This is a genomic window from Citrobacter sp. Cb080, assembly GCF_030334745.1.
Classification (GTDB): Bacteria; Pseudomonadota; Gammaproteobacteria; order Enterobacterales; family Enterobacteriaceae; genus Citrobacter; species Citrobacter braakii.
Map to the genome: position 1 here is coordinate 88264 of NZ_JAOWDG010000026.1, position 2958 is coordinate 91221.

The following is a 2958-nucleotide window of genomic DNA, read 5'->3' on the forward strand; positions in this document are numbered from 1 at the left end:
CGCCAAAACATCTTCGGCGTTGTAAGGTTAAGCCTCACGGTTCATTAGTATCAGTTAGCTCAACGTATCGCTACGCTTACACACCCGACCTATCAACGTCGTCGTCTTCAACGTTCCTTCAGGACCCTTAAAGGGTCAGGGAGAACTCATCTCGGGGCAAGTTTCGTGCTTAGATGCTTTCAGCACTTATCTCTTCCGCATTTAGCTACCGGGCAATGCCATTGGCATGACAACCCGAACACCAGTGATGCGTCCACTCCGGTCCTCTCGTACTAGGAGCAGCCCCCCTCAATTCTCCAGCGCCCACGGCAGATAGGGACCGAACTGTCTCACGACGTTCTAAACCCAGCTCGCGTACCACTTTAAATGGCGAACAGCCATACCCTTGGGACCTACTTCAGCCCCAGGATGTGATGAGCCGACATCGAGGTGCCAAACACCGCCGTCGATATGAACTCTTGGGCGGTATCAGCCTGTTATCCCCGGAGTACCTTTTATCCGTTGAGCGATGGCCCTTCCATTCAGAACCACCGGATCACTAAGACCTGCTTTCGCACCTGCTCGAGCCGTCACTCTCGCAGTCAAGCTAGCTTATGCCTTTGCACTAACCTCCTGATGTCCGACCAGGATTAGCTAACCTTCGTGCTCCTCCGTTACTCTTTAGGAGGAGACCGCCCCAGTCAAACTACCCACCAGACACTGTCCGCAACCCGGATTACGGGTCTACGTTAGAACACCAGCCATTAAAGGGTGGTATTTCAAGGTTGGCTCCATGCAGACTGGCGTCCACACTTCAAAGCCTCCCACCTATCCTACACATCAAGGACCAGTGTTCAGTGTCAAGCTATAGTAAAGGTTCACGGGGTCTTTCCGTCTTGCCGCGGGTACACTGCATCTTCACAGCGAGTTCAATTTCACTGAGTCTCGGGTGGAGACAGCCTGGCCATCATTACGCCATTCGTGCAGGTCGGAACTTACCCGACAAGGAATTTCGCTACCTTAGGACCGTTATAGTTACGGCCGCCGTTTACCGGGGCTTCGATCAAGAGCTTCTCCTTACGGATAACCCCATCAATTAACCTTCCGGCACCGGGCAGGCGTCACACCGTATACGTCCACTTTCGTGTTTGCACAGTGCTGTGTTTTTAATAAACAGTTGCAGCCAGCTGGTATCTTCGACTGATTTCAGCTCCATGAGTAAATCACTTCACCTACATATCAGCGTGCCTTCTCCCGAAGTTACGGCACCATTTTGCCTAGTTCCTTCACCCGAGTTCTCTCAAGCGCCTTGGTATTCTCTACCTGACCACCTGTGTCGGTTTGGGGTACGATTTCGTGTTACCTGATGCTTAGAGGCTTTTCCTGGAAGCAGGGCATTTGTTACTTCAGCACCGTAGTGCCTCGTCATCACACCTCAGCGTTAACAAGACTCCGGATTTACCTGGAATCTCCGCCTACATGCTTAAACCGGGACAACCGTCGCCCGGCTAACATAGCCTTCTCCGTCCCCCCCTCGCAGTAACACCAAGTACAGGAATATTAACCTGTTTCCCATCGACTACGCCTTTCGGCCTCGCCTTAGGGGTCGACTCACCCTGCCCCGATTAACGTTGGACAGGAACCCTTGGTCTTCCGGCGTGCGGGTTTTTCACCCGCATTATCGTTACTTATGTCAGCATTCGCACTTCTGATACCTCCAGCAACCCTCACAGGCCACCTTCAACGGCTTACAGAACGCTCCCCTACCCAACAACACATAGTGTCGCTGCCGCAGCTTCGGTGCATGGTTTAGCCCCGTTACATCTTCCGCGCAGGCCGACTCGACCAGTGAGCTATTACGCTTTCTTTAAATGATGGCTGCTTCTAAGCCAACATCCTGGCTGTCTGTGCCTTCCCACATCGTTTCCCACTTAACCATGACTTTGGGACCTTAGCTGGCGGTCTGGGTTGTTTCCCTCTTCACGACGGACGTTAGCACCCGCCGTGTGTCTCCCGTGATAACATTCTTCGGTATTCGCAGTTTGCATCGGGTTGGTAAGTCGGGATGACCCCCTAGCCGAAACAGTGCTCTACCCCCGAAGATGAATTCACGAGGCGCTACCTAAATAGCTTTCGGGGAGAACCAGCTATCTCCCGGTTTGATTGGCCTTTCACCCCCAGCCACAAGTCATCCGCTAATTTTTCAACATTAGTCGGTTCGGTCCTCCAGTTAGTGTTACCCAACCTTCAACCTGCCCATGGCTAGATCACCGGGTTTCGGGTCTATACCCTGCAACTTAACGCCCAGTTAAGACTCGGTTTCCCTTCGGCTCCCCTATGCGGTTAACCTTGCTACAGAATATAAGTCGCTGACCCATTATACAAAAGGTACGCAGTCACCCCATAAAGAGGCTCCCACTGCTTGTACGTACACGGTTTCAGGTTCTTTTTCACTCCCCTCGCCGGGGTTCTTTTCGCCTTTCCCTCACGGTACTGGTTCACTATCGGTCAGTCAGGAGTATTTAGCCTTGGAGGATGGTCCCCCCATATTCAGACAGGATACCACGTGTCCCGCCCTACTCTTCGAGTTCACAACACATGCACTTTTGTGTACGGGACTATCACCCTGTACCGTCGGACTTTCCAGACCGTTCCACTACCACACATGCTGATTCAGACTCTGGGCTGCTCCCCGTTCGCTCGCCGCTACTGGGGGAATCTCGGTTGATTTCTTTTCCTCGGGGTACTTAGATGTTTCAGTTCCCCCGGTTCGCTTCATTACGCTATGTATTCACGCAATGATAGTGTGACGAATCACACTGGGTTTCCCCATTCGGAAATCGCCGGTTATAACGGTTCATATCACCTTACCGACGCTTATCGCAGATTAGCACGTCCTTCATCGCCTCTGACTGCCAGGGCATCCACCGTGTACGCTTAGTCGCTTAACCTCACAACCCGAAGATGTTTCGTAAAACA

At 52.4% G+C, this 2958-nt stretch carries 1 rRNA gene; it reads right to left on the reverse strand.

The features are described 5' to 3' along the window. Positions 1-23 precede the first annotated feature (23 nt). A 23S ribosomal RNA gene (locus tag OGV38_RS03365) occupies positions 24-2930 on the reverse strand. Between the last annotated feature and the right edge of the window lie 28 nt (positions 2931-2958).